Here is a 20703-nt window from a genome sequence, read left to right on the forward strand (position 1 = left end):
TAGCTATTCTGCACTAAACGTACTCTCCAAATTTTTAGCAATTCTAGGTGCGTTTACAGGATCAATTTGTATGTCGCTTGTATCTTCTAGTTTAATTTGATTTGTAGCATCAATAATACTTTGAACATATGCTTCTACGGTTACAGAAGCTGTATTTCCAGCAGAAATATTGATGGTATTTGCTAATGGAAGCGTTACAAATTTATAGTTGTCTAAGTTTTGACCATGACTTCCCACGTGAATTGCAAACGGACTTTCCGTGCCGCCTTGTGGTGTAAATGTTCCTTCAAACTTAATGAATTTGTAACCAGCAGCCCAATTCCATAACATGCCTGTTGCTTCTGCTTGTGGAATAAAGTTTAGTACGCCACCATCTAGCGGATATTTTGATTGATCAACACCGATTCCGAACGAAATTTGTGTGTAGTTCCCAACTGGAATTCCTGTCAAACTCAAAGTCAAACTGCTTGAATCTTCTTCGTTTATGACAAAGTATGAATCTTCTTTTGGGTACTCGAAAACGGTTCCGTTGTCTTGAATTAAAGCAATGTTTGAAATGATATACTTTAATTCATTCGTAACAACGCTCTCATTATTTTGATTCATGTAAACAGTCGTTCCTAAATCTAAATCTTGACTTGCCGAAATACGATTGTCAAAGGTGATTTCAATTGCTGAGGTTTCTATTGCATCAGAATCGTTACTACACGATGATGCAAGTAAAAGTGTTGTTAGTGAGAATATATATGTGATCTTTTTCATTACTTTATTTTTAGAATCAACGCATCTTTGATGCCTTTATTTTGTGTAATATCACCATCGTTGCTTTGTGTGCTGCCTGCAACGACTAGTTTTTTATCGTTGGTTTCAACAATAGCAAATGCAATATCTAATTGCGATCCGCCAAAGTTTTTCTCCCAAGTTAGATTTCCTGTATCTGTAATTTTGATAACCCAAAAATCATTTTGACCATAATTGGAATTTACATCTACATTGTCACTTTTGGCGCTTCCTACAATAGCAAATCCGCCATCTTGTAATGGTGTTACGCCGCGAGCCGATTCAAAATCACTTCCGCCAAACGTACGTTCCCAAAGCAAAGAACCATCAGTATCACTAATTTTAATAATCCAGAAATCGGCAGAACCTTTTAAATTAGAAATGTTTCCATCAGTACTTCTTGTATCACCAACTACGAGATAATTCCCATCGTTCGTTTTAGTAATATCATACCCAATTTCAATTCCTGAACCGCCATAGGATTTTTGCCAGATTAAATCGCCTGTGTTGCTCAATTTTACAACCCAAAAGTCATAACTTCCTTGACTGTTAGTTATATCGAAATCATCACTTTCTGACGAACCTGCAATGATAAAATTTTCATCGTTTGTTTCTAAAGTTGAGTAAGAGCGATCGTTGTTAGTTCCACCAAAATAGCGACTCCATACAACATCTCCATTCGCATCAAGCTTATGACACCAAAATTCTCCAACACCATGCTTAGGGTTTATAAAGCTTTCATTATTTCCACTGGGTTTTCCAACATTTCCATCTCCGCCAGAAGCGGTAACGTCTAAAAATCCTGTTGTAAAATAACCGCCATCGCTTGTTTGCATAATGTCAAACGCTTGATCGCTTCCAGAGAATCCAAAACTTTTTTCCCACTGAATGTTTCCGCCAGCATCTAACTTTACAATCCATTGATCGTAAAAACCGCTATTTGCACTCACATCTTCATCGGCACTACGACTATATCCTGTAATAATAAATCCGCCATCGGAAGTTGTCTTAATAGCTTCACCACGATCATCTGCTGTTCCTCCGTAGGTTTTACTCCAAAGCAAATTTCCATCCGCATCTAAGCGTGCAACCCAATAGTTATTCTGTTCTGTAGCATTGTCGGTAATATCTCCGTCTATACTTTCGGTATAACCAACAATGGCATAACCGCCATCAGCAGTTATGGTAATATCTTGTGCGGTATCTTCTTGTGTACCACCAAGTGTTTTAACCCAATCGATTTCTCCTTGAAAAGCAACTGAATCACTAGTATCTGTTGTATCTGCTGGATTGCTATCATCTGAAGAGCAACTAACAAGAAAAGTCAACAATAAAACTGTAAAAACTGTATAAAATGTTTTGTGCTGCGTCATGAATTACTCATTATTTTTTCGGATGATAAATAAACCTGAATTAATATCACTTACGACAATATTTCCGCTTTCAAAGTATGGATATATATTCCAAGCACCTCTAAAAATGGCATCGTTATTTGTAGGATACGTATCAAAAAAACCTTCTTCTTGAATTACACCACTACCAATACCTGAAATATCTAGGATGCGAACACCAGCAGTATAATTTGCCAAGAAATAGGAGTCACCTTTTGTATATCCATTATGGTCAATAGCAGCAGTAGGACCTACATACGACATTTGCACGCTTGGATTGTCTAAATCTTCCAAATCAAATACAATGCTTCTTGAGTTAAATCCGAAGTTAAGTTCGTCCAATTCGTCACCTAAAATAAAATAGCGTTGATCTTCAGTATACCAACCTTGATGTGTATAGCCAATATTAGAATAATCGATTGTTGATAATTGAATCGGATTAGCTTTATCGGTAATGTCAACAATAACAACTTCATTGGCATTACTTCCAATTAAAATTTCTTTTCCTATGTGTTCTGTATCTGGACCGTTATAGGTAATTACTTGTGCATCGTGTGAATATGCATCATCAGGGTAACCGCCAGCTGCAACAGGATTTGTTGGATTTTGAATGTTTATAAAATGTGGTCCACCACCAAAAGAAAATATAGTGTCATCGAGTGTCATGGCGCCAACTGCATAAGCAAATCCACTTTCTTCATTAATCACAATATTATGAGCGCTTCCAAAACCATCATACCAAGCATCAGGAGTAAAAACTTCTGGAGGATTGGCAACATTTCGCAAGCGAGTTAAATCGAACACTTGCATACCATGACCAGGCGCTTCACTTACAATAAATGCATGATTATTATATACTTTAATATCTCGCCAATTATTAGCTACAGTTTGTGCTGGTAAGTTTCCTAAATATATAGGATTTACAGGATCGGTAATGTCAACAAAACAAGCGTTTTCATCGGTACCAATAAGTGCGTATTCGCGATTTGTTTGTGGATCTGTCCAACCCCAAGAATCATTTCCTCTAATAGCTCCAAAAGTTGTCAACGGAATATGAGCCATTAAGTCATAACCATCACATGGATACTCTCCAGCAAAACCATTTTCACAAAGTGTGATACCAGGAAAAGCTACTGAGTTTGCTATTTCTCCTACTTGGATTAAATCTCTATCATCATCTGCACAAGCATAAATACTTAGTGCAACAATAATGAGAAAGCATTTTTTTATCTTTTTCATCTGCAATGCTTTTTTTGTGATATGAAACTAACTCCTTAATTTACAACTAATTTTTGAGAAGTAGTATCATTTATTTTTACAACATACATACCTGACGGTAATTTTGAGAGTGGCAATTGAAACAGAATTTCGTTGATGTTTTCATGTTTAGCAACTTCTTTTCCTAAGACATCAAAAACTTGTATTGTATGTATTAACATGTTTTGTCCAGCTCTAATCATGGTATTATTGGACGCAGGATTCGGATACATCATAAAATCAAAAACTGGCGCTTCAATTGTACCTAAAGTACTGCTATCTCTAATAATGATAAGACCTCTATCTGTGTCACTGATGATAATATTTCCACTTGCAAAGTATGGATATGCAGTCCAAGCTCCGAAAAAAGTAGTGTTGTTAGATTCTGGATGCGTATCAAAATAGCCAATTTCAGTAACATTCATGGGATTGGCAATGTCTAAAACTCGCAATCCAGCAGTATAATTGGCTTGATATAATTTGTCTCCTTTTGTGTAATAATTGTGGTCAATAGCATTGGAGTTTCCAGTGAATGAGGTTAAAAAAGTTGGGTTGTCTAAATTTGAAAAATCAAAAACCAAACCTCTTGTTTGATATCCAAAATCAATTTCATCAGTTTCATCACCGAGATAAAAATAACGTTGATCTTCAGATAACCAACCTTGATGTGTGTATCCAACATCTGTATAATCAACTCTTGAAAGTCGTACTACAGAAGATTTCGTGGAAACATCTAAAACCACAATTTCATTTTCATTGCTAGCAATCATTATCTCCTTTCCATGATGCTCTGTATCAGGACCATTGTATATTACAATTTGTGCATCATGTGTATATCCATCAGTAGAATATCCACCAGCAGAAACAGGATTTGCAGGATCGGAAAGGTCTACAAAATGCGGTCCTCCACTAAAGGTGTCACAACCTACTAAATAGGCAAAACCAGTGGCTTCATTAATTGCAATATTATGACAACTTCCTACATCTGTCAAAATGTTATCAGGTACAAATGTTTCTGGAGCGTTGGTCACATTGCGCAAACGTGTTAAATCGAATACTTGCATTCCATGATTTCCCACATTATCGGCTACAATGTATGCGTAGTTATTATATACTTTAATATCTCTCCAGTAATGTACACCAGCATTGGTTGGAATGTTTCCTAAGTATATTGGATTTACAGGATCGGTAACATCAACAAAACAAGTTTTATCTTCAAAGGTAATTAGTGCGTATTCTTTATTTGTAGTTGAATCTGTCCAGCCCCAAATATCACTTCCGTCTCTGGTACTAAAAGTAGATTTTGGTAAATTGGATAGTAAATCATAACCATCACATGGAAATGAACCCGCAAATCCGCCTGAACAAGGAACGATTTGGGCTATAGATGGACAAATACTAAAAAGTGCAAGAACAAAGAGTAGGTTTCGTGCAATACGTGTCATTTTTTTGGCTAATTTTGCGTTTTCAATGGGATCGAGGCTAAAAACTGCGGACTAAAATACAATTTTAACTTAATAAATACTACTACAGCATGTTAAAAGACAAGGATGAACAACGAACATCATTAGCAAGTTTGGGAGAGTTTGGATTGATAGATCATTTAACAGCAAACTTTAAAATTACGCAAAGTTCTACAGTGAAAGGAATTGGAGATGATGCTGCTGTATTAGATTTTAAATCGAAAAAAGTAGTTGTTTCTACAGACTTACTTGTAGAAGGTGTACATTTCGATTTGAGTTATATGCCGCTAAAACATTTAGGATACAAAGCTGTTGTAGTCAATCTATCTGATATTTATGCGATGAATGCTACAGCAACGCAAGTGACCATTTCGATAGCCGTTTCCAATCGTTTTCCTTTGGAAGCTTTGGAAGAATTGTATGCAGGAATTCAGTTAGCAGCAAAAGTTTACAATGTTGATGTTGTTGGTGGTGATACTACTTCTTCCACAAAAGGATTACTCATTAGCGTTACCGCGATTGGTGAAATAGAAGACGAAAATATTGCATACCGAAATGGCGCAAAAGAGAACGATTTATTAGTCGTTACGGGCGATCTTGGAGGTGCATTTTTAGGATTGAAAGTATTGCAACGTGAAAAATCGGTATTTGAGGTAAACCCAAACAATCAACCAGATTTGGACATGTATTCTTATATTATTGAGCGCCAGTTAAAACCAGAAGCTCGAAAAGATATTCCAACTTTATTACACGATTTAGAAGTGAAACCAACGTCTATGATTGATATTAGTGACGGTTTATCTTCCGAAATCATGCATTTGTGCAAGCAATCTGGTGTTGGTTGTAACTTGTATGAAGATAAAATTCCTTTAGATCCACAAGTAATTTCTACATGTGAAGAATTCAAACTAGATAGTACAATGGTTGCTTTAAGTGGAGGAGAAGATTATGAACTTTTATTCACTGTAAGTCAAGAAGATTTTCCAAAAATTAAAGCAAATCCAAATCTTACCGTGATTGGTCACATGACACAAGAAAGTGAAGGTATTCATTTAGTAACAAGAGCAAATACAAAAATTCCATTGAAAGCACAAGGATGGAATGCTATGGATTCTGATTCAGAATTGTAAATTTTTAATTATGAATGTTGAAATGGCTGTGATCAAAGAAAATAGTGTAATTATTTAATCACGCATGATCAAATTTGAATTGTAAGAGGTATTCGTCTTAAATTCAGATTCAATTTCAACATTTGTGGTAGAGCGAGTTTGTAACTCGTGCCGATAAACAAGCCAAAACATTCTTGCATTCGTGGTAGAAAAAAGAATCAGGATTTTCAGAGTCAAGAATCAAGATGTTTTCTAAGAACTTTTAAAGTTTCAGATTTAGAAACAGATTGCCACGTCACGCTTTTTCGCAATGACGGTTTCTAACACGTCTAAAAATCTAAAAAGTCTAAGTACGTCTAAAAAGCAGGATTCTTCTTTTTATGAAACGAAACTAAAGTCTCGTTAATGTCTTTCAGTTGAGGTGTTAATTGTGTCAATTTTCCTTTATCATCATTAGTAGCTTCACAATTGCAAAGCATACATTGATATTCGTTGATGTGCGAAGTTACTTTTTTTGTTACTCGGTAACGATGACCGAAGAAGTTACAGTATAGTTTTCCGAGTGAAAAAGTAGTTTTTATACTCATATGATCCATGGCGGTAAGTAGGTTAAGTAATTTTTTTTGGGCACAACTAATATACATAAATCAAAACATTTATCCGATGAAAAGGTTATTTTTTTAGATGAAATGCACTTTTTTTTAAAGTTAAACGGTAAAATAAAAATTAATTCTTTAGTTTTAATCTCAAAATTCTTCAATATGTAAAATGAATTTTCTTACTTGTAAGATTGTTTGTGTTTAAAAAGTAGTGTTATTAAGATAAGCTTTGGTGATGGAACGTTAATTTCCTACAAATCGATTCAATGAAAATAGTAAATCGTCTTTATTTTCAATATGACTCATGTGTCCGTCAGGGAAAATATCAACGTCAACTTCTGAATTTTTTGTTTGATCAATCAAATCTTCAAAATTCAATACTGGATCACGTTTTCCAATAACCATCATTTTCTTATAAGGCGAAAAATGCAACAATACTTCTCTGTCTTCTCTAATTTTCATGCCTTCCAAAGCAGCAATAATTCCTTGCAAGGAAGTTGTTAAAGCTTCTTTTTTGACTTTTTTGATTGTTTCAGCGAAGATTTTACGATTTTTTGGTCGAAATAAATTTGTGACAGAGATACGAATAAATTGCTTGTGATTATACTTCACAGCTCTAATAGCACGATCGCGATTCACTTTTCGCTCCTCACTATCGGCACGCGAAGTAGAGTTAATCAAACACAAAGCCTTTACATAATCTGGGTACATTTCGGCGAAAGCCAACGCTACATAACCGCCCATAGAATGTCCTGCCAAGTGAATTTTGCGCAACTTTAATTCCTTTACAACAGCAAAAACGGTTTCTGCCATTTCTTCCATCGTATGAATATATCCCAAACACGGCGTTTTTCCATGACCTAATAAATCTATCGTAATGACTTTGTTAGTTTTAGAAAGAGCTTCAACGTATGATTGCCACATTGTACTCGTTTCTAAAAAGCCGTGCAATAACACCAAAGCATTTCCTTTACCCGAAACGGTATAGGCAATTTCTATATTTTTATAGCTTACAAACTGTTGCATGTCGCAAAAATATGTATCTTTCGTTAGTTGTAAAACCATTCATCAAAAATGTTACCGTTTACTTTTCAAAAACTTTCGCCTGCTTCCGAAAAAAAATTGCTGTTCCTAGCAATTACTACTTTTCTATTGGCAGCAAGTTGCATGATGTATTTTGATACTTTACTAAAAAATGAAGTGGCTCCTTTGGGAATTATTTCGTTCGAACTTGCAAAAACACTTGATTGTAGCACACAAATTTTAGACTCTTGGAAAGTTACCGAAGGCGCAATGCAATCTGCAGAATGGAGTTTGTGGTTCGATTACGTATTTATCATCGCCTATGCATTTCTATTGTGCTTAGTGATTCATCGCGTGAGAAGAATTATTTGGAAAAATCCTGAAACATTAGGCTACCGATTGGGAATTGTCATGATTAGAATGGTTGTATATGCAGGCGTTTTAGATATGGTAGAAAATTTTGCTTTACTGCAGCTATTTTATGACGATTTACAGTCGCATTGGTCAACACTTGCGTTTGTTACAGCTATGATTAAATTTATAAATATTGGTTTAGCAATTTTATACGTACTCATTAGTCTATTGATTGCTGGAATTAAAAAAATCACATAAATGTCAAAAAATAAAGAACTCTTTGTTACCTCTTTTGCCTTATTCTCCATGTTTTTTGGTGCAGGAAACTTGCTATTACCACCATTATTAGGATATCAAGCTACCGATCAATGGTTTTGGGTAACACTCGGATTTATGATTACAGCCGTTGTCATTCCTATTTTTGGAATACTTGCGCATGCGCGATTGCAAGGGACGATGTACGATTTTGGAAAAAAAGTATCTCCAATATTTAGTACTGTATTTTGTATCATTATCTATATAATTTCAGTGGCAATTCCATCACCAAGAACAGCTGCAGCAACACATGAAATTTCTATATTCCCCAATTTTGGAACAAGTGCTTTATTAACAAGCAGTATTTATTTTGCATTGGTATTGGTTTTTGTGTTGAATAGAACAAAGATTCTCAACTTTATTGGAAAATTTCTAACACCACTTATTGTCCTTATTTTATTGACTATTATCGGAATTGGCTTGTGTATGCCACATGAAGCTTTGATTCCTTCTATTTTTGAAACACCTTTATTTGACGGACTAAAAGAAGGCTACCAGACATTTGATGCTATTGGCGCCATTGTAGTTGGTGGAGTAATTATAATTTCATTAAACTTAAAAGGACACGATTCGTTTGAAGAAAAGAAAAAACTCATTGCCAAATCGGGTTGGATTGCTGGTATTGGATTGTTCATTATTTATGCAGGTTTGATACTGCTAGGTTCATACTTTAGCAATGAAATTGAAATTGATATGAGTAAAGGCACTGATTATAAACGTGCAGCTTTATTACGTGGAATCAGTTTGGCAACGTTAGGAAACATCGGAACTGCCTTTTTAAGTGTATTGGTGGCATTGGCCTGTTTTACGACTGCTGTCGGAATCACTACAGGAACGGCCGATTACTTTAAAGGACTCTTTAAGAAATCAAAAAATGCGTATGTAATTACTGCCGTCGTAGCTTGCTTATTAGGAGTTGGTGTTGGACAATTAGACTTTCATGATATCATTGTTATTGCCATTCCGATATTAAAATTCATTTATCCAATTGCCATTGTATTAATCTTTTTAAATGTAGTATCACAGAAATTTGCGACACCTATTGTATATCAAATGGTGGTTTTGGTCACATTTGTTTTTGGACTGATAGATGCGATTGCTTACTTCTATCCAAACAGTAGTTTATTACTACACTTCAGAGAAACCATGCCGCTAGGAACACATGATTTTGCGTGGGTTTTACCTGCATTACTAACTTTTGTATTGGTGGGAATGTTTCAGAAGAAGCTGGAATAAAAGACGCAATTTCGTATTTCAAAAATTTTGAAATTGAACGGAGTCGAAATGTAAAAGTTAAGTAAATTCCACTTTTTACGACCAATTACGCATCAATCTAAATAAAACAAAGAAACAATCATTCATGGCAGTTCAAGATATTACAACCTATACATATCAAGATACTTTTTCATTAAGTGTTGTACAGTTTGAAAAAGCCTGTGTTGTCAACAAACCCGAACAAGTAGATTCATATACGATTTATTGGATTAAGGAAGGAAAAGGAACGTATCATATCGATTTTGAAGAATATACCTTTGATGGAAATATCATCTTCTTTTTGTCGCCAGGACAAGTGTTTTCGGTAAGTTCAGAGAAAATTAAAGAAGCGTATAAACTTTCGTTTCAACGTGACTTTTATTGCATTCAGACACATGACAAAGAAATTTCATGTAATGGAGTCTTGTTTAATAATGTGTACGATACACCTTTTGTAGTACCAAAACCAAAAGATATACAGCGTTTGAGTTTGATTTTGGAAGATTTGATTGAAGAATTCAACAATGAAAACTCGGGACAATATGATATGTTGCAAACCTATTTGAAACAGTTTATCATTCATTCGGTTCGTGTAAAGAAAGAAGATTTTGTAGTGAAAGAAGAAACAGAAACGAAACTCTACAAAGATTTTAGTGTATTGGTAGAACAAAACTTCAAACAAATGCATTCGGTTTCAGCTTATGCAGATCGATTGGGGATTTCACCAAAATCCATCACCAAGCATTTTCAAAAACTCGGAACTACAACGCCAAGCGATTTTATTAAGAATAGAATCATTTTGGAAGCCAAACGTCAATTGCTCTATTCTGAACAATCTGTAAAAGAAATTGCTTTTGATTTAGGTTTTAACGATCCAGCATATTTTACACGTTTTTTTACCAAAGCCATTCAAAAATCTCCACTGAATTTTAAAGCAGAACATAAGAAGTAAATTAGACTTCTTGGATTGTTAGATTTGTTAGAAAGGTCATTGCGAGAAAGTATGACGAAGCAATCTGCTTCTAAACTAAAACGACCTTTACTTAATTCTCAATACTATTTTTTATTACAAATTCATTTTAAATCAATTAGTATTGATAGATGTAGCAGTATATATAGCTTTAAATTCTTCGGTTTCCGTAGAAAACTTCAGGTAAGGTCTATTTGATTTTTCAAAAAAGTCACTTATAAAGAAGTCTACATGCTTTTTATATAATTTAGGATTCAAATAAGGTGTTTCAGAACTGTAACAAAAATTTAAAATTATGTCTTGATTAATCATACTGAAAAACGCAATGTATTCATAACAGTCACAATCATATCCCATTATCAATTCATTGTCAATTTTCTTAACACTTATCAATTCTACTCCATTAACAGTTACATCTACAGAATCTGTCACCTCTAATTTTTTATTTTTATAATATACTTTACCAATAGCGGCATCAAAAGATTGAAGATAAATATTCGGGTCTATATTATTTAGATATTTTCGTATGTAATCTCCATTTTTTTGGTACACCATAAGTAAGCTATCGCCATACATCTCTCTTAAAATTGTAAGATCTTTAGAAGGCTTTTTAGGAGGTAAAAACTGAGTAGAAAACTTAATACTACCTGTAAAACTTTGTTTATTTGTCTTGCAACTAGAAAAAAATGATATGATTAGTATAATTAATAATATTCTCATCTGTAATAATAATTTCTTGTGCTAAAATAATGATCTTGCTGTAATTGACATGAATTAAAGCTACGTTTTACTCGGTTTGATGTCTGCTTAAAAGTTAAAATTAGTGCTAGTCTTTACTTTTTATTACTGAACTTCATAAGAAACTTCTCAATACTCACAACTCAATTCTCAACACTATTTTTTATTACAAATTCATTTTCAAATTAAATAGTTCGTATTTTACGCTCCTATTTTAAAATATATGAGCGTATCTACCATAAATTTTGAACTATACTTAAAAACCTTCATTAAAGATGCATCTTTGAATGACCAAATTCCTGTGATTTTGGAAAGGTTCAACTATTTGCATCTAAAAAAGAATACACTTTTTGTAGAAGAAGGAACAATATGCAAGTACTTCTGCTTTATTGAAAGCGGCATTTTACAGCATACTATTTTGGTTGAAGGTGAAGAAAAAACAACCTATCTCGCATTAAAAAATTCCGCCACAGCGGCATTGAAAAGTTTTATGCATCAAATTCCATCACGCAAAAACATGAAAGCCATTAGTGATTGTGATTTGTTTGTTATTGAGCAAAAAGATTTTCAGTATTTATTAAAAAATAATATCGCTTTTAATAAATTTTACTACAATTTAATAGAAAATCAAATCTACAGAATTGACGATTATCGCATCGATTTATTGACCTTAACTCCAGAAGAACGCTATAAAAAACTGCTTAGTAATGAGCCAAAATTACTCATAGAAGTACCATTACATTATTTAGCTTCCTTTTTAGGAATTTCATCGCGACACATGAGTCGTATTCGGAAATCTGTGAAGTAAATTTGCAGTTTCAATTGATGGATAACTGCAAAAAATAACTAAATAGAATTTATAAAAACTATGGGCGTAAACATTACCGCAATTTTTCCACTGAATGAGTTTCACGAAACAATGAGTCATGTAATTGATAAAATTGAAAATCAAGAATATACTTCTATAAAAGAATGCTATAACACAATGCTATCAGAAGGTTTTTTAGAAATTCCAAAAGCGCTTCCTCAGTGGTATTTGAATGATGAAAAAGTTTCACAAAGACCCAAATTACCTACTATACATGCTGCACTAGAATTATCGGAAGGTATTGTGCTGAGGTTTAGAAATGATGGATTCGAAATATGGAGTGTTGTCAGAGCCAACTTAGCAATTATAGAATACCCAGAAATCTTAGAAAAATTAATTTCAATACATACAGAAATAGCGAAAGATATTGGTGTCAATGAATGCTGGATTATGGGTGATAATAATCCTATTTATCATGCGTTTATTCGAAATAAAGATTTTAAATCGATAGCTTCAAACACGCTACAAGTTGTAAATACTGAGGAACTCTATCAAGAAATAGAACTCGAAGATGAAGTGAACTATACTATCAAAGGATATTGCAAACTGACACTATTATAGTTAAATCATCAAATTCAGTAATTTCAAATTAACATATCGTTACAATAAAAAAGTGCCATTTGGCTACATGATTATTTTTTTGTTTGGTTAATTTTGAGGTAAATCAATTAAAATTACTGAAATGAAATACGATCCAATAGACCGCAACTTGTTTATAAAAAACAGAAAGAATTTCATGGCACAGATGAAACCTAGTAGTTTGGCTGTGTTTAATTCGAATGATATTTACCCAATTAGCGCAGATAGCACCATGCCGTTTGAGCAACACAGAGATATCTTTTATTTAAGTGGTGTAGATCAAGAAGAAAGTATTTTAGTCTTATTTCCAGATTGTCCAAAAGAAAAGCATCGCGAGATTTTATTCTTAAAAGAAACCAACGAACATATCGCCGTTTGGGAAGGTGAAAAATTAACAAAAGAAGCCGCTTTGGCAACTTCTGGGATTAAAACGGTGTATTGGTTGCAAGACATGGAAAAAATCATGTTTGAAATCATGACGCAATGTGATACGGTTTATATAAACACAAACGAACATTACCGTGCCAATGTAGAAACAGAAACACGCGAAGATCGTTTTACAAAATGGTTAACAGGAAAATATCCTGCACACAACGTAGCAAAAAGCAATCCTATTTTACAACGTTTACGTTCTGTAAAAGACCCAATAGAATTAGATTTAATACAAAAAGCCTGCGATATTACCGAAAAAGGATTTCGTAGAATTTTAAACTTTGTAAAACCGGGTGTTTGGGAATATGAAATTGAAGCTGAATTCATGCATGAGTTTTTAAGAAATCGTTCTAAAAAATTCGCTTACACACCAATTGTAGCAGCTGGAAACAACGCAAATGTATTGCACTATATTGAAAACAATCAGCAATGTAAAGCTGGCGATTTAATTTTAATGGATGTCGGTGCAGAATACGGAAATTACGCAAGTGATATGACACGAACAATTCCAGTTTCTGGTCGTTTTTCTGAGCGTCAAAAAGCAGTATACAATGCGGTAAATCGTGTGAAAAATGAAGCAACAAAAATGTTGGTTCCCGGAACAGATTGGGCTGCGTATCATGTAGAAGTTGGAAAATTAATGACTTCCGAGTTGTTAGGTCTTGGCTTGATAGATAAAGCAGATGTACAAAACGAAGATCCAGATTGGCCAGCATACAAAAAATATTTCATGCACGGAACTTCTCACCACATGGGATTAGACACACATGACTACGGAATTTTAACGGAGCCAATGCAAGCAAATATGGTATTTACAGTTGAACCAGGAATTTACATTCCAGCAGAAGGTTTTGGAGTTCGTTTAGAAGATGATGTAGTAATTCAGGAAACTGGAGAGCCATTTAACCTAATGCGTAACATTCCTATCGAAGTAGACGAAATTGAAGATTTAATGAATCGATAGTTGTTTGTAAGTTTTGATCCTCAAAACGTCAGTTCGAGTGATTTTCCCATGAAAATTGTATCGAGAACTGCTAAATAGCAATAAACTACTTTTGTGAAAAATTTTAAAACAGTCTTTAATATCAAATATTTGATATTAAAGACTGTTTTTTTTCTTGAATTTCACTAATTTGAAACTCAAAAGTCAACACTAATTTTATGGCAATAACACATTTAGAAAATGCAATTTCAATTCATCAAGAAACCTCTTTATCCATAGAAAGGAAGAAAAAAGATGTCATTGGGCAAACGATTGAAAAAGTGCATTATGTCATTGCCAATTATCCAAATCGTCCTCATGAATCTAATGGTTTCCATTTAGTAGATGAAGCGGTATTAATACAGCTTTCCAATGAACAATGGATCAGTTGGGTTTGGTTGGATGATGATCCTACGGTATTTTATTGCTATCATTTGTATTTTGATGACGCTAAAAAAGCCATAAAAAATAGAGAAGAAGCAGTTCTTACTTTTTTAAAACGCTCTGGACGTTACACACCCGATAGTCATTCAAAATGGGTTGATGCTTCCACATCTGATGGTTGGAAAGAATTCATTGGTCAACAAATTGAAGACATTCACTTTTTAATGCAGAAAATTGATGATATCCCTTTTCTGTCGGATGTAATTTTAAGTTTCAAAGATAAAACTGTTCGCATACTAGCTATTGAAGAACCTGATCCAGAAGCTTTACCAGAAATTGAAAACTTAAACTTCGATCCAATATACACCATGATTGCTTTTGATGATGCTATTCTAAAAAAGCACAATCGATTTTAATACATAATTAGTATATGAAAAAAAGATATATAGTATGATTCGTCACATTGAACCATCTGAGCACATTCGCATGCGTCCGCAAATGTATTTTAAAACGTTGTTTGAGGAAAAAACACTCGATTCTATTCCGCTAGAAATTATTCAATATGCAATTGATCAAAACAGCACAAATATTTCGGTGAACTTGTATGTTGATCATTTTTCTATTGAATTTAATGTAGGAATGTCTTTAGAAATTTATGAAGATTATGATGGAGATATAACTCAAGCTGAAGCTACTTTGTTGAAAATTACCGAATCTGTACCGCTTTGGAAGAAAAGCGCTCAGGAATCTGGTCTAGGTGAATTGATTGGTTTGATACGAATCAACGCCGCTTCCGAATGGTGCAAATTGCGCACCTATTCAAACGGAGAAAAAGGAGAGTTTTTATTTAAGGAAGGAAAAACCGAAACGAGATCTATCTGCGGAAGCGATGAAAATAAAGATTATACAAAATTGACTATAAAACCTGACGCTACTATATTTCCCGACTTAAAAATCAATCCAACAACATTGCAAGAAAAGATTGATGAGGTTCGCAAAAAATTAAACGGATTTGACATTCAACTTCATATAGAAAAATAAGCAAATTACTTCAGTATATTAATTTTGAATACATAAAAAAAGCACGCCAATTGGCGTGCTTTTCACTATCAATCATGAAAAAACAATAATAGTTATTCTACTATTAAGGTGTATTGTGGTGTAGGGTTAAGCGGGCAAAAATATACGTACTCTCCTTTTTTAAGCGTTACTTCTTTTGAGTGTCCAGTTGTGTCATTCTTTACAACTTCCGTTACATAAGCGTTTTTAATGTGGTTTGCTGCGTCTGTTTTTCCTTTAGGCGCTAACACAAATCCTACATCATGTCCAACTCCTGTATTTTCGATTTCAAAAACATACGTTCCTGGTGAAAGTGTAACTGATTTTTGTGTAAATTCTCCTTTAGTTTGTTGTAAAGAAACCGTTTTCACGTTTTTCTTCATCATTTTATTTTGTGCTTGCGTAGTTATTGAAAATCCTACGAATACTACTAAAATTGCGATTAATTTTTTCATTGTAATTCTTCTTTTAAAATTTATTTTTTTTGTGTAATTATTGAATTGTATTCTAGTTTTTAAATACTGTTTTTATGCGTGGTAATAACGTTCTCTGTAAATTTTTCCGTCTTTCCATTCAGTAGCAACTGCTTGCTCAGAAAGCATTGTGCTTCCGTCTTTCATCTTCAACTCCATTTCTGCTGTGTAAAAAGAATGGTTTCCGTTTACAGCAAGATTTTTTACATCATATCGTACAAACTCTTCTAACTGATTGTTAATAAAATCATGTTCAAAATCTACATTAAACTTCTTTCCTTTTTTCGGTGTTCCATTCGCTTCTCTCAACTCTACATCATCGTGTAAATATGTTTCCATTGCTTCAATAAAAGCGCCTTTTGATAAAAGTTCGTGAACGTGTTTTAAATTCTTCTTTATTTGGTCTTCCATAATTAGTTGTTTTTTATTGTTATTAATTATTTAAATGTGAATTCCTGAATCTTTTCCTAAAAACTCAGGAAATTCACTTTACTATTGTTAGTGTGCTACTGAAAATTTTCCTGCTTCTACTGATGGGAAATCAACTTCTGTTTCAGCAATATGATTTACATAATTTGTCAATGTGTTAGAAACTACGTTTAATACGATTTCTAAAATATCTCCGTCATTATATCCTGCTGCTTTTGCTGCTGCCAACTCTTCACTAGAAACGTTTCCTCTATTCTTTGTTACGCTTTGTGCGAATTGTAAACCAGCTTGTATTTTTGCATCACTTGCCAATCCTTGACGACTTGCTTCAGTTTGCTCTTCTGTCAATCCGTTCATTTTTCCAATTGCAGTGTGTGCAGATAAGCAATAGTTACATGAGTTTTCTTCTGCGATTGCTAATGCCAATTGCTCTCTAAACTTGTTGCTAAAGTTTCCACTAGCTGTCAATTCACCTAAGCTTAAGTATGATTGTAAAGTTGCTGGAGAGTTTCCAAATACTTTAATAAGGTTTGGAATAAATCCTAATTTCTTTTGTACTGCATCAAATAATTCTTTTGACTTTCCTGTTGTTGTTTCTGGGTTTAATGTTTCAATTCGTGTGCTCATAATTTCTATGTTTTTAATAATTTTTTATTTTGTTAAATGTGTTTGTTTTAATTTTTGCAATTACAGATTTGTCTTTCTGGATGTTGCTCATCGTACTCTTGATATCCCCAACAATTTGGGCAAACTGTATTTTGTATGTCTTTCATAATTTTTGATTTTTCTTTCGACTAAACATTGTAAAAATTGAATCTTATAATGTCTTGCTTTTAGCATTGTCGAAACGTTGATTTCTAATTACAGTACAAAGATGCGGCGTAAAGACATGTCAAGAAATGGACAAAAGTTCCTAAGAATTGGACAAATAGGTTTTGTATTGGATTTTTAGCCTTTTTGATGTGTTTTGCACGTAGATTTTTAGGTATAATATATATGTGTCAAGCTCAGATGATGTAATTTAAAAACTCAAAAAAGCGTGAACGAAACGTCATAGCGAACAAAGTGTAGCTATCTGCTACTATAGAAACAGATTGCACGTCGTAAACTCTTCGCAAAGACATGTCTAGCAAGTCTAATAATCAAAGAAGTCTAAGTAAGTCTATCATGAAATTCAAAACAATACCTCTTCATTTGTTAAAATAACAAGCAAAATTTTGCCAAGTTTACAACATTGAGTACTTTGAAAGTCTAAACCATACCCAACCATGAAACCTAAAATTTTACGCACCGTATTATTTCTTTTTTTAGTACAATTTAGCTTTGCACAAAGCAACCCGACTTCGGCAGCTAAAGTGCAAGATGCGCTCAAAGAGAAAGCAAAACTCACGGAAAACTCTACCGTAAAGAATATCGAATTCACCAACATTGGTCCCACAATAATGAGTGGTCGTGTGGTCGATTTAGATGTAAATCCAAACAATACAACCGAATTCTATGTGGCGTATGCTTCAGGAGGATTGTGGTACACGAAAAATAACGGAACAACCTTTGAACCTGTTTTAGACAGTTCGCCAACACAAAACATCGGTGATATTGCAGTCGATTGGAACTCAAAAACCATTTGGGTAGGAACAGGAGAAAACAACTCTTCGCGTTCGTCGTACGCAGGAATCGGAATCCTAAAAAGTACGGACAACGGAAAAAATTGGTCAAACATGGGATTATTAGATTCGCATCATATTAGTAGAATCGTAATCAATCCGAATAATGGAGACGAAGTTGTAGTTGCTGTTTTAGGTCATTTATATTCGTCAAATAATGAACGCGGAATTTTCAAAACAACCGATGGCGGAAAAACATGGAACAAAACATTATTCATCAATAACGATACAGGAATTGTAGACTTAGCAGTTTCTCCAAATAACTTCAATGTGCAATATGCGTCTTCATGGGAACGCGATCGTAAAGCATGGAATTTTGTGGGGAACGGAATCAATTCAGCAATCTATAAAAGTACAGACGCAGGAACTACATGGAAAAAAGTAAGCGAAAAAGCTGGTTTTCCAGAAGGTGATGGCGTGGGAAGAATTGGATTGGCAGTATACAATGATGAAACGGTATATGCGTTTCACGACAGTCAATTCAGGCGTGAAGCCAAAAAGAAAAAGAAAAGCGATTCTAAAGCATTGACAAAAGATGACTTTAAAACCATGTCTTCTTCAACGTTTTTAAACCTAGTAGATAAAAAACTAAACACATACTTGAAAATGAACGGTTTTCAAGAAAAATACAGAGCCGAAAATGTAAAACAATTGGTAAGAGCAGGAACTATTAAACCTGTTGATTTAGCAAAATATCTAGAAAATGCAAACTCATTATTATTTGATACACCAGTAATTGGAGCGCAAATTTTTAAAACCACAAATGGTGGGAAATCATGGAAAAAAACACATGACGGTTATTTAGATGACGTTGTGTATTCGTATGGGTATTACTTCGGAATGATTCGAGTAAGCCCAAAAAATCCAGCTCAAATATACATTGCAGGTGTTCCAATTTTGCGTTCGCAAGATGGTGGAAAAACATTCAAATCTATCAATGGAGAAAATGTGCATGTAGATCATCATTCACTTTGGGTAAATCCAAACAATCCAAATCATTTGATTAACGGAAATGACGGTGGTGTCAATATCTCGTATGATAATGGAGACAGTTGGATCAAGTGTAATTCGCCTTCTGTTGGACAGTTTTATGCAATCTATGCAGACGAACAAACTCCTTATAAAGTATATGGTGGATTGCAAGATAATGGTGTTTGGGTAGGTCCAAATAACTACAAAGCTTCTGTAAAGTGGCATGAAGAAGGAAAATATCCGTACGAACGAATTATGGGCGGCGACGGAATGCAAGTGCAAGTAGATAATCGCAATCCAAACATTGTATACACAGGATATCAATTTGGAAATTACTACAGAATTGATCGTGGTGAAAATGGTGGTCGAACATACATTCAACCAAAACACGAACTTGGAGAATCACCATACAGATTCAACTGGCAAACACCAATTCATTTATCGGTTCACAATCAAGATATTTTATACTTAGGAGGAAACAAATTGCACAGATCTTTAAATAAAGGAGACGATTGGGAAACTATTTCGGGCGATTTAACACAAGGTGGAAAAAAAGGAAATGTAGCGTACGGAACCTTGACAAGTATTTCTGAATCAACTTTCCAATTCGGATTAATTTATGTTGGAAGTGATGACGGATTGATTCACGTAACAAAAAATGGCGGTGGCGATTGGCAAAATATTTCTAACGGATTACCGAAAGATTTATGGGTTTCGCGTGTCATTGCTTCATCACACAAAAAAGAACGTGTATATGCGACTTTAAATGGTTATCGTTGGGACGATTTTGCAAGTTATGCGTACATGTCTGATGATTACGGACAAACATGGAAAAACATTGCAAACGGAATTCCAGATTCGCCAGCAAACGTCATTAAAGAAGATCCGACAAACGAGAACATCTTATATGTTGGTACAGACAATGGCGCGTATGCTTCTTTAAACATGGGAGCTTCTTGGCAACCTTTTCATAAAGGTTTACCAAATGTAGCAGTGCATGATATTGTAGTGCAAAAACAAGCAAAAGACTTACTTATTGGAACACACGGACGTTCTATTTACAAAGCAAACATTGCCGTTTTACAACAAGTAGACGATGCAATTACAGCAAAAGATATACATGTATTTGAAACTGAAAATATTCGTCATCGTCCATTTTGGGGATCAACTTGGAGCAAATGGTTACAACCAAATGTGCCAGAAAAAAACATCTATTTCCATACGAAAAATGCGGGTAGACTTACCATAAAAGTACTTTCTGATAGCGGTGTTGTCATGAACGATGATATAATGAATGCTGATGCAGGATTTAACACTTGGAACTACGATTTGAGTATTACGGAAAAAGGACGTAAAAAGTACTTGAAAAAGAATGAAGATGCTTCTATTCCAAAAAAGAAAAACGGTGCGTATTACTTGCCAAAAGGAACGTATACTATTGAAATTTCTGGAAATGGAGGAAAAGATAGTACTGAATTAGTGATAGAGTAAATTTATAAGTAAGGTACAGAAATTTATATATGATTTTCTAAATTTTCTTTCAATAGATTAACTGTTGTTTGATTTTATTGTTTGAGTCAGAAATAGAGAACAGCGAAGTGGAATTGC

General features: G+C 34.1%; 20 protein-coding genes. 10 read left to right on the top strand and 10 right to left on the bottom strand.

The window, feature by feature from the left end:
* Positions 1-3: 3 nt before the first annotated feature.
* Genes ACRBBL_RS12000 through ACRBBL_RS12015 form a run of 4 tightly spaced genes read right to left on the bottom strand, consistent with a single transcriptional unit; the run spans position 4 to position 4873 of the window.
* Entirely contained in the window at positions 4-762 is a 759-nt protein-coding gene (locus tag ACRBBL_RS12000) for an MbnP family protein (RefSeq protein WP_431369297.1), read from the bottom strand.
* On the bottom strand, positions 762-2153 hold the full coding sequence (locus tag ACRBBL_RS12005) for a hypothetical protein (RefSeq protein ID WP_431369298.1): 1392 nt from the start codon (positions 2151-2153) through the stop codon (positions 762-764). Before ACRBBL_RS12005 ends, ACRBBL_RS12000 begins: the two co-directional genes overlap by 1 nt.
* A 3-nt stretch (positions 2154-2156) precedes the next feature.
* Positions 2157-3410, bottom strand: coding sequence for a choice-of-anchor B family protein (locus ACRBBL_RS12010; protein ID WP_431369299.1), 1254 nt, complete (start codon positions 3408-3410; stop codon positions 2157-2159).
* A 35-nt stretch (positions 3411-3445) separates the two neighbouring features.
* Positions 3446-4873, bottom strand: a complete 1428-nt coding sequence (locus ACRBBL_RS12015) for a choice-of-anchor B family protein (protein ID WP_431369300.1) — start codon at positions 4871-4873, stop codon at positions 3446-3448.
* Positions 4874-4962: 89 nt separating this feature from the next.
* Here ACRBBL_RS12015 and thiL point away from each other — a divergent pair, with 89 nt between their 5' ends.
* Positions 4963-6021 (top strand): thiamine-phosphate kinase, encoded by a 1059-nt coding sequence (thiL, locus tag ACRBBL_RS12020; protein WP_431369301.1) that lies wholly within the window; start codon positions 4963-4965, stop codon positions 6019-6021.
* 335 nt (positions 6022-6356) lie between these two features.
* On the opposite strand, the gene ACRBBL_RS12025 is transcribed toward thiL, so the two are convergent.
* Together ACRBBL_RS12025 and ACRBBL_RS12030 are read right to left on the bottom strand one after the other, a co-directional pair.
* Complete coding sequence (locus ACRBBL_RS12025) at positions 6357-6596, bottom strand: hypothetical protein (RefSeq protein WP_431369302.1); 240 nt, start codon at positions 6594-6596, stop codon at positions 6357-6359.
* A 246-nt stretch (positions 6597-6842) separates the two neighbouring features.
* Positions 6843-7664, bottom strand: a complete 822-nt coding sequence (locus ACRBBL_RS12030) for an alpha/beta fold hydrolase (RefSeq protein WP_431369303.1) — start codon at positions 7662-7664, stop codon at positions 6843-6845.
* 9 nt (positions 7665-7673) lie between these two features.
* Here ACRBBL_RS12030 and ACRBBL_RS12035 point away from each other — a divergent pair, with 9 nt between their 5' ends.
* The 3 genes from ACRBBL_RS12035 to ACRBBL_RS12045 all read left to right on the top strand — a co-directional run bounded on the left by ACRBBL_RS12035 (position 7674) and on the right by ACRBBL_RS12045 (position 10497).
* Entirely contained in the window at positions 7674-8234 is a 561-nt protein-coding gene (locus ACRBBL_RS12035) for a hypothetical protein (protein WP_431369304.1), read from the top strand.
* Positions 8235-9527, top strand: a complete 1293-nt coding sequence (gene brnQ, locus ACRBBL_RS12040) for a branched-chain amino acid transport system II carrier protein (RefSeq protein WP_431369305.1) — start codon at positions 8235-8237, stop codon at positions 9525-9527. It begins immediately after the preceding gene.
* Positions 9528-9651: 124 nt separating this feature from the next.
* Entirely contained in the window at positions 9652-10497 is an 846-nt protein-coding gene (locus ACRBBL_RS12045; protein WP_431369306.1) for a helix-turn-helix domain-containing protein, read from the top strand.
* A 132-nt stretch (positions 10498-10629) separates the two neighbouring features.
* Here the strand turns inward: ACRBBL_RS12045 and ACRBBL_RS12050 are convergent, their stop codons facing one another.
* Positions 10630-11235, bottom strand: coding sequence for a hypothetical protein (locus ACRBBL_RS12050; RefSeq protein WP_431369307.1), 606 nt, complete (start codon positions 11233-11235; stop codon positions 10630-10632).
* Between the two features lie 241 nt (positions 11236-11476).
* On the opposite strand from ACRBBL_RS12050, the gene ACRBBL_RS12055 reads away from it, so the two are divergent.
* The 5 genes from ACRBBL_RS12055 to ACRBBL_RS12075 all read left to right on the top strand — a co-directional run bounded on the left by ACRBBL_RS12055 (position 11477) and on the right by ACRBBL_RS12075 (position 15539).
* Entirely contained in the window at positions 11477-12061 is a 585-nt protein-coding gene (locus ACRBBL_RS12055; RefSeq protein WP_431369308.1) for a Crp/Fnr family transcriptional regulator, read from the top strand.
* Positions 12062-12121: 60 nt separating this feature from the next.
* A complete protein-coding gene (locus ACRBBL_RS12060; protein WP_431369309.1) occupies positions 12122-12682 on the top strand; it encodes a hypothetical protein in 561 nt (186 codons plus the stop codon).
* Positions 12683-12803: 121 nt separating this feature from the next.
* Entirely contained in the window at positions 12804-14096 is a 1293-nt protein-coding gene (locus tag ACRBBL_RS12065; protein WP_431369310.1) for an aminopeptidase P family protein, read from the top strand.
* A gap of 197 nt (positions 14097-14293) precedes the next feature.
* Positions 14294-14914, top strand: a complete 621-nt coding sequence (locus ACRBBL_RS12070) for a hypothetical protein (protein ID WP_431369311.1) — start codon at positions 14294-14296, stop codon at positions 14912-14914.
* Between the two features lie 34 nt (positions 14915-14948).
* Positions 14949-15539 carry a hypothetical protein gene (locus tag ACRBBL_RS12075; protein ID WP_431369312.1) on the top strand — a complete coding sequence of 197 codons (591 nt, stop codon included), beginning with the start codon at positions 14949-14951 and terminating at the stop codon, positions 15537-15539.
* A gap of 92 nt (positions 15540-15631) precedes the next feature.
* Here ACRBBL_RS12075 and ACRBBL_RS12080 read toward each other — a convergent pair whose 3' ends face one another.
* The 3 genes from ACRBBL_RS12080 to ACRBBL_RS12090 form a co-directional block, all read right to left on the bottom strand.
* Positions 15632-16012 carry a plastocyanin/azurin family copper-binding protein gene (locus tag ACRBBL_RS12080; protein WP_431369313.1) on the bottom strand — a complete coding sequence of 127 codons (381 nt, stop codon included), beginning with the start codon at positions 16010-16012 and terminating at the stop codon, positions 15632-15634.
* A gap of 72 nt (positions 16013-16084) precedes the next feature.
* Positions 16085-16441, bottom strand: a complete 357-nt coding sequence (locus ACRBBL_RS12085; protein ID WP_431369314.1) for a hypothetical protein — start codon at positions 16439-16441, stop codon at positions 16085-16087.
* 87 nt (positions 16442-16528) lie between these two features.
* Positions 16529-17086: a carboxymuconolactone decarboxylase family protein gene (locus ACRBBL_RS12090; protein ID WP_431369315.1), complete on the bottom strand. Its 558-nt coding sequence runs from the start codon at positions 17084-17086 to the stop codon at positions 16529-16531.
* A gap of 641 nt (positions 17087-17727) precedes the next feature.
* On the opposite strand from ACRBBL_RS12090, the gene ACRBBL_RS12095 reads away from it, so the two are divergent.
* A complete protein-coding gene (locus ACRBBL_RS12095; protein ID WP_431369316.1) occupies positions 17728-20586 on the top strand; it encodes a VPS10 domain-containing protein in 2859 nt (952 codons plus the stop codon).
* The last annotated feature ends 117 nt before the right edge of the window (positions 20587-20703 follow it).

The organism is Kordia sp. (assembly GCF_050633145.1).
In the GTDB taxonomy this organism is placed as follows: Bacteria; Bacteroidota; Bacteroidia; order Flavobacteriales; family Flavobacteriaceae; genus Kordia.